The following is a 7,435-nucleotide window of genomic DNA, read 5'->3' as shown; positions in this document are numbered from 1 at the left end:
AGCAGGTCAACCGCACGGTGACCCAGATGGACGAAACCACCCAGCAGAACGCGGCGCTGGTGGAAGAGGCGACCGCCGCGGCGCGCTCGATGGAAGACGAAGCGCGCCAGCTCAGCGCCGCGGTGGCGGTGTTCCGGCTCGATGCCGGCATGGCCCCTCCGGCTGCGTCGCCAGGCGCGCCGGCCCGCGGACTGGAGGACAGCGACGGCAGGATCACCTCGTTCGACGAGATGATCGACCGCCACCTGAAATGGAAGCTGCGCCTCAAGGCCTACCTGCAGGGCAGCGGCGAGGACCTGGAGGCGGAGACGGTGGCCCGCGACGACCTCTGCAAGCTCGGCGAATGGCTGCATGGCAAGGGCCGGCAGCTGCAGGACATGCCGGAATACCAGCGGCTGCTGGACGTCCACGGCCGTTTCCACGTCACCGCGGGCGACATCGTCCACGCCTGGCAGTGTGGTGACGAGGCGCATGCCCGCGCGTTGCTGGACGGGGACTTCGGCCAGCTGACCCAGAGCACCGTGATTTCCATCCGCGAGTTGCGCAACGCCCTGCCCGCCGATGTCGCGCGATCCTCCGGTCGACACTGAACCGAGGCCGCAGCCGGAGGCATCCGGACTCACCGGCGTGAATCCGCCGTACCGGCCGTGCTCAAGAATCGCTCCGCACGGCCGTAGCAGATAGAGCGCCAGCGCCGTCGCGGCCTCCGCGGGCCGGGCGGCCGGCACCCAGACCCGCATCGCCCGCCGGGAGATCCGAATATGCCCCACCCGATCCCACACCGCATCCCCCTGGCACTGCTGCTGGCCACCTGCGCCGCTCCCGCCACCGCCTCCGGGCTGCCGTTCGAGATCGCCCCCGTCGCCAACGTGCAGTACGAATGGGCGCGGGTGGATTCCGACCTGGGCCCGCTGCAGACCGAGGACGGCTTCCGCCGCGCGCGGCTGGGCTTCCCCGGCTGAAGGGCGACAACAAGCGCTGGCAGGTGGTGGTGGACCACGATTTCGCCGACAGGACGCCGCCGGATGCCTACCTCGAGCTGACCCCGGGTGAAGGCCACTCCTTCCGGCTCGGCCAGTTCAAGCAGCCGTTCGCGCTGGAAGACGCGATTGCCGACAAGCAGACCGCCTTCCTCGAGGCATCCCCGGTGGGCGCCTTCGCGATCAGCCGCCGGATCGGCGCGGAATACGCCCGCTGGGGCAAGCGCGGCACGTTCAACGCTGCCCTGTTCGGCCATCGCCTGGACGGCACCAGCGATTCGCCGGGTGCCACCATGCGCGGCACTTGGCTGCTGCGCTCGGGCAAGGAGGAAAGCGCCCACGTCGGCCTGAGCCTGGCCAGCGAACGGCCGCGCAGCCACAGCGCCAGCTACAGCCTCAACGCCGGCAGCGTGCTCAGCGACCTGCGGGTGGCGTCCACCGGCGCCATCACCGGCGTGGACCGGATCGACCGCGCCGCGGTGGAAGGCCTGTGGGTGCGCGGCGCGTGGTCGCTGCAGGCAGAGAGCGCGAAAGTGTTCCTGCGCCGCGATACCGGCGACGTCAGCGGCGATGCCGCCAGCGTGCAGTTGACCTGGTCGCCCACCGGCGATGGCCGCAGCTACAAGCGCGGCGTGGCCACCGCCCCCTCGCCCAAGGGGCACGTCGGCTGGGAACTGGCGCTGCGCTATAGCGTGATGGACCTCAACGACGGCCCGGCCATGCGCGGCGGCCGCGCCGACAGCTGGGGCCTGGCCGCCACCTGTTACCCGAATCCGAACATGCGGGTGATCGCCAACCTCCTGCAATACGACAGCACCCGCCGCGGCATCGCCAACGATCCGCTGACCGTCGGCCTGCGCGTGCAGTTCACCTACTGACCGGGGATACGCCATGCTCCAGAACCTGACGATCGGCAAGCGCCTTGCCATCGGCTTTACCGCACTGGCCATCCTGATCGTGGCCACCGGGGTGTTCTCCGTGTTACGGATGGGCAATACCCAGAACATGGTGCAGAAGGTCACCAACGAATCGGTGCCGGCGATCCGCGACCTCGGCCGGCTGGCGACCATGCTGGCCGAATACCGGGTCAGCGAACGCGGCCTGGTGGCCAGCGCCGACGACGCGGCCAAGCGCGAGGAATACGCCGGCGAACTGGCGGAAGGCAGCAAGGCCTTCTTCGCCCTCGCGAAGACGTACGAATCCAAGATCAGCGATGCCCGCGACCGCGCGCTGTACAAGGAAACCATGGCGCGCGCCGACCGCTACTTCGACAACAGCCGCAAGCTGGTCGAGGCCTTGAAGGTCGGCGACATGGGTCCGGCCAAGGGCGCCGCCGACCTGCGCCAGGCCACCGCCGACCAGCTGGGCAGCCTGCTGGACTACAACATGCAGCGGCTGGACCAGGCGGTGGAGGCGCAGCAGCGCAGCTACCGGCTCAGCCTGCTGGCCATCGCGGTGCTGCTGGTGGTAGCGCTGGTGCTGGCCGCGATCGGCGCCATCGGCATCAGCCGCTCCATCGTGCGTCCCCTGCGCGAAGTGGTCGGGGTGGCCAATGCGGTGTCGCAGGGCGACCTGGACGGCCGCCTCGCCTGCAACGACGGCAGCGAGATCGGCGACCTGGCCCGCGCCATGCGCGGGATGACGGCGATGCTGGGCGAATTCGCCGCGGCACAGGCGCACCTGGAGCGCGAGCACGACGCCGGCAACATCGATTTCCGCATGGATCCCTCGCGTTTCCGCGGCGCCTACGGACGGATGGCGGAAGGCATCAACTCGGTGGTGGCCTCGCACGTCCAGGTCAAGATGAACGCAATCAGGATCGTGGCGCAGTACGCCCGCGGCGACTTGGCCGAGGACATCGAACGCTATCCCGGCCAGAAGGCGCGCGTCACCGAGGCGGTGGACGCGGTGAAGGCCGGCATGCTGGCGATCAATGCCGAGATCAAGGCATTGGTGGACGCCGCGGTGGCCGGGGATTTCGGCAAGCGCGGCAACGCCCGCCGCTTCGAATTCGTCTACGCCGAACTGGTGGAAAGCCTGAACACCCTGATGGCCACCGCCGATCACGGCCTGTCCGAAGTCGGCGAAGTACTGTCCGCTGTGGCCGACGGCGACTTGACCCGGCGCATCGACACCCGCCTGCCCGGCCGCTTCGGCGACCTGGCCAACGACACCAACCGCACGGTCGAGCGCCTGACCAGCATCGTCGGCCAGATCCGCACCGGCAGCGAATCGATCAACGCGTCCGCGTCCGAGATCGCCCGTGGCAACGAGGACCTGTCGCGCCGCACCGAACAGCAGGCGGCGGCGCTGGAGGAAACCGCCTCGTCGATGGAGGAACTCACCTCCACCGTCAAGCAGAACGCCGACAACGCCCGCCAGGCCAGCCAGCTGGCGCATGGCGCGGCCGGGGTGGCGGTGCGCGGCGGCGAGGTGGTTGGCCAGGTGGTCGAGACCATGAGCGGCATCACCGCGTCCTCGCACCGGATCGCCGACATCATCGGGGTGATCGACGGAATCGCCTTCCAGACCAATATCCTGGCGCTCAACGCGGCGGTGGAAGCCGCCCGCGCCGGTGAGCAGGGCCGCGGCTTCGCGGTGGTGGCCGCCGAGGTGCGCACGCTGGCGCAACGCAGCGCCGGCGCGGCCAAGGAAATCAAGCAGCTGATCACCGACTCGGTGGTGCAGGTGGAGGAAGGCAGCGCGCTGGTCGACCAGGCCGGCCGCACCATGGGCGAGATCGTCGACAGCGTGAAGCGCGTCACCGACATCATGGCCGACATCTCCGCTGCCTCGCAGGAGCAGAGCGCCGGGATCGAGCAGGTCAACCAGGCCATCACCCAGATGGACGAGGGTACCCAGCAGAATGCCGCGCTGGTCGAGGAAGCCTTCGCTGCGGCGCAGAGCATGGAACACCAGGCCAACGAACTGGTGAGTCTGGTGGCCGCGTTCAATACGCATCGGTGACCGGACGGGGAAACGGGCGGAACCGCCGTCCGTATCCCGCGGGCAGGAGTCGACGCCGCGCAACAACATGCGGACCCGAAAAAAGAACGCGCCGGCAACCGGCGCGTTCCTTGTTTCCAGCGGTCGCCGGCTTCAGCCGGCAGCGGCATGGCTCAGAGCTTGAACTCCACCTTCACCTTGCCGCGGCTGTCGCCGGGGGCGAATTCCCACTGCTTGACCGCCTTGACCGCAGCCGCCACGAACACGCGGCCCGGCTTGGCATCGATCACCGACACGTCGGTGACCTTGCCGTCCGGACCGATGCTGTACTCCACCTCGACGTAGCCCGTGGTGCCCGAGCGGGCGGCTTCGGCGGGATACACGGGATCGACGCGCTTGATCGGGTTGGCCGCCAGTACCGGCAGGGACAGCGCCATTGCGCCGGCGAACATCGCCGCATTCAACATCCGATGGAAGGGTCGAGACATAGGGGGAGCTCCGTTGTAGGGGTGCAGGCGCGCATGCGCTCGTCTGCGTCATCGGCTGCGCAGGGCTGGACTTGAGCGCTCCCCGCGCGCGACCGCCCCACTCTGCGATGCCCATCACAGTTGCCGGATGACACGCCCGCGCCGGGGCCGCGCGCATTAAAGATTCCCGCCCCCTGGCCGATGCCGCCACTGACCTAACCAACGTTTGCGCCGCACAGGGGCCCCAAAATGCCGCAAAGTCACTCCCTCGCCGATCGCCTGCTCGCCCCCGCTACCCGTCTGATGGCGCGCCTGCGCTTCAGCCAGAAGGCAATGCTGATCGGTGCGGCATTCACCCTGACCTGCGGCGTGCTGGCCGGCCTTGTGATCACCCGCTCGCTGGGCGAGATCGCAGACGCCCGCAACGCGCGCGCCGCCACCGTCGGGCTGTCCATGCTGCAGGACGCGCAGATGGCGATGCAGGACCACCGCCAGCTGCGCGCACGCAAGCTGGCCAACGACGCGACGGCCACCGACCAGAGCATCGCCGACGCCGCGGCGCGCGCCGACAAGGCGTTGACCGCGTTCGACAGCTGGCACGGCCAGGCCGGGTTCGACGACCGCGAACTGCTCGAATCGATGAAGGCCACCCGCGCCGCCTGGAAGAAGGCCGTGGCCACCCAGGGCGAAGGCGGCCCGGATTCGGACTCGGCGGCACTGGAGTCGCTGCGTTCCGAAATCGCCAAGATCGCCTTCACCGCCATCACCTCGGTCGCCTCCGACACCGCCATGCTGCGCGGCGGCGAGATCGGCGGCGTCCTGCTGCCGGAACTGGCCTCCGCCAGCGGCAAGCAGGCCATCGTGGGCATCCGCGTGCTGGGCGAAGGCGCGATCTGGGTCAGCGACCGCACCGAGCTGGCGGTCCGCAAGAACATGCAGGGCTACCTGAACGGGCAGATCGCCGACGGCCGCAAGTACATCGAACGCGACGTGCCGGAAGGCGCGGTCCTGTTCGGCAAGCCGATGACTGCTGCGCTGCAGGCGATGGAAGCGCAGAACAAGATGATCCAGGAGCAGATCCTGGATGCCGAAACCCCGGAATCGCCGGTGGCGGGCCTGGCCAGGCAGGACCAGGCCACCCGCCTGGCCATGAACAAGGCGATGAGGGCGAGCAATGCCGCCATCAATGCCGCCGGTGACCGCACCATCGCCAGCCTGCAGATGAAGGCGTTCGCCACCCTCGGCTTCGTGGCGCTGGCACTGCTGGCCGCCGCCTACCTGTTCATGGGCTTCACCCGCGGCACCCGCAAGGCGTTGCAGGACATCGAGGGCGGCGCCAAGGCGTTGGCCGCCGGCCAGTTCTCGGAGCAGATCCGCGTCGACACCCAGGACGAACTGAACGACATCGGCCGCAGCCTGGAGAACGTGGCCAGCTCGCTGCGCAAGTTCGCCCAGGCACAGCAGACGATGTTCCAGCAGCACGACGCCGGCGAAATCGACGAGCGCATCGACGCGGAAGCCTTCCCGGGCGCGTTCGGGGTGATGGCCGACCAGGTCAACACCCTCGTGTCAGCGCACGTCGAGACCAAGATGGACGCCATCGGCATCGTGGCCGACTACGGGCGCGGCGACCTGTCGCGCACCATCGCCCGCTACCCCGGCCAGAAGGCGCGCGTCACCGAAGCGGTGGATGCGGTCAAGAACGGCATGCTGGCGGTCAACGGCGAGATCAAGACGCTGGTGGGCGCGGCGGTGGCCGGCGACTTCAGCCACCGCGGCAACGCCGACCGCTTCGAGTTCGTCTACCGCGAACTGCTGGAAGAACTGAACACGCTGATGGCCACCGCCGACGAAGGCCTGAACGAGGTCGGCGGGCTGCTCTCGGCTGTGGCGGATGGCGACCTGTCGCGTCGGGTCGATGTGCAGCTGCCGGGCCAGTTCGGCCAGCTGGCGGCAGACGCCAACCGCACCGTGGACGGCCTGGCCAAGATCGTGGGCGACATCCGCCAGACCTCCGACGGCATCAACGCCGCCGCCGGCGAGATCGCCGCGGGCAACAGCGACCTGTCGATGCGCACCGAGCAGCAGGCGGCATCGCTGGAGGAAACCGCCTCGTCGATGGAAGAACTGACCTCGACCGTGAAGCAGAACGCCGACAACGCCCGCCAGGCCAACCAGCTGGCGATCGGCGCGGCCAACGTGGCGGAAAGCGGCAGCGACGTGGTGCAGAAGGTGGTGGACACGATGGGCGACATCCAGTCGTCGTCGCGCCGGATCGCCGACATCATCGGCGTGATCGACGGCATCGCGTTCCAGACCAACATCCTGGCGCTGAACGCGGCGGTAGAAGCCGCCCGCGCCGGCGAGCAGGGCCGCGGCTTCGCGGTGGTGGCGGCGGAAGTGCGCTCGCTGGCCCAGCGCAGTGCCGGCGCCGCCAAGGAGATCAAGCAGCTGATCACCGATTCGGTGCTCAAGGTGGAGGAAGGCAGCGCGCTGGTCGACCAGGCCGGTCGCACCATGAGCGAGATCATGGGCAGCGTGAAGCGGGTCACCGACATCATGGCCGACATCTCCGCCGCCTCGCAGGAACAGAGCAGCGGCATCGAGCAGGTCAACCAGGCCATCACCCAGATGGACGAAGGCACCCAGCAGAACGCCGCGCTGGTCGAGCAGGCCTCCGCCTCCGCGGAAAGCATGCGTCAGCAGGCCGCCCAGCTGGTCGAAGCAGTGTCCGCGTTCAGGACCGCGGCCGCTGCCGTGGCCGCGGCCGCACCGCCCGCACGCGCCGCCGCACCCCGTGCGGCAACGCCGACCGCAGCACCGGCACCGGCGAGCGCGCGCCGCCAGTCCACGCCCCTGCGGAAGACCCGGGGTGATGACGCCCCCGTCGCAGCGCCCCCCGCCCCCACGCCGCTGCGGTCCCGCACGCCGGCAACGGTCAGCGGTGGCGACCAGCACTGGCAGGAGTTCTGATGCGCGCCGCGGGCGGGGCCCTGCCCCGCCCGGTTCTTGCTGTCCCTTCCCCCTTCGGTCCCGCCTCGC

Annotated in this window: 5 protein-coding genes and 1 pseudogene; 5 read left to right on the top strand and 1 reads right to left on the bottom strand. The window is 69.4% G+C overall.

The features are described from left to right. The 4 genes and pseudogenes from SPK54_RS09210 to SPK54_RS09195 form a co-directional block, all read left to right on the top strand. On the top strand, nucleotides 1-590 hold a 590-nt coding region (locus SPK54_RS09210; RefSeq protein ID WP_330947608.1), incomplete at its 5' end, for a CZB domain-containing protein. Nucleotides 591-761: 171 nt separating this feature from the next. Beyond that, complete coding sequence (locus SPK54_RS09205; protein ID WP_330947607.1) at nucleotides 762-962, top strand: hypothetical protein; 201 nt, start codon at nucleotides 762-764, stop codon at nucleotides 960-962. A gap of 29 nt (nucleotides 963-991) precedes the next feature. Then, nucleotides 992-1,858, top strand: a complete 867-nt coding sequence (locus SPK54_RS09200) for a porin (RefSeq protein ID WP_330947606.1) — start codon at nucleotides 992-994, stop codon at nucleotides 1,856-1,858. Nucleotides 1,859-1,871: 13 nt separating this feature from the next. Then, nucleotides 1,872-3,911: pseudogene (locus SPK54_RS09195) on the top strand (methyl-accepting chemotaxis protein); the annotation flags it as partial. 188 nt (nucleotides 3,912-4,099) lie between these two features. Here the strand turns inward: SPK54_RS09195 and SPK54_RS09190 are convergent. Further along, on the bottom strand, nucleotides 4,100-4,414 hold the full coding sequence (locus tag SPK54_RS09190; RefSeq protein WP_330947605.1) for an energy transducer TonB: 315 nt from the start codon (nucleotides 4,412-4,414) through the stop codon (nucleotides 4,100-4,102). Between the two features lie 228 nt (nucleotides 4,415-4,642). Here SPK54_RS09190 and SPK54_RS09185 point away from each other — a divergent pair, with 228 nt between their 5' ends. Continuing rightward, nucleotides 4,643-7,366, top strand: coding sequence for a methyl-accepting chemotaxis protein (locus tag SPK54_RS09185; RefSeq protein ID WP_330947604.1), 2,724 nt, complete (start codon nucleotides 4,643-4,645; stop codon nucleotides 7,364-7,366). The last annotated feature ends 69 nt before the right edge of the window (nucleotides 7,367-7,435 follow it).

Source organism: Thermomonas sp. LB-4, assembly GCF_036409385.1.
Taxonomy (GTDB): domain Bacteria; phylum Pseudomonadota; class Gammaproteobacteria; order Xanthomonadales; family Xanthomonadaceae; genus Thermomonas.
The sequence above is the reverse complement of the archived record's forward strand: the minus strand, read 5'-3'. Positions and strand labels throughout refer to the sequence as shown.

What these genes read in the sequence shown, in the direction of transcription:
- SPK54_RS09205 (WP_330947607.1), top strand. Translation starts at nt 762, where the DNA reads ATGCCCCACCCGATCCCACACCGCATCCCCCTGGCACTGCTGCTGGCC.
- SPK54_RS09190 (WP_330947605.1), bottom strand. Translation starts at nt 4,414, where the DNA reads ATGTCTCGACCCTTCCATCGGATGTTGAATGCGGCGATGTTCGCCGGC.
- SPK54_RS09185 (WP_330947604.1), top strand. Translation starts at nt 4,643, where the DNA reads ATGCCGCAAAGTCACTCCCTCGCCGATCGCCTGCTCGCCCCCGCTACC.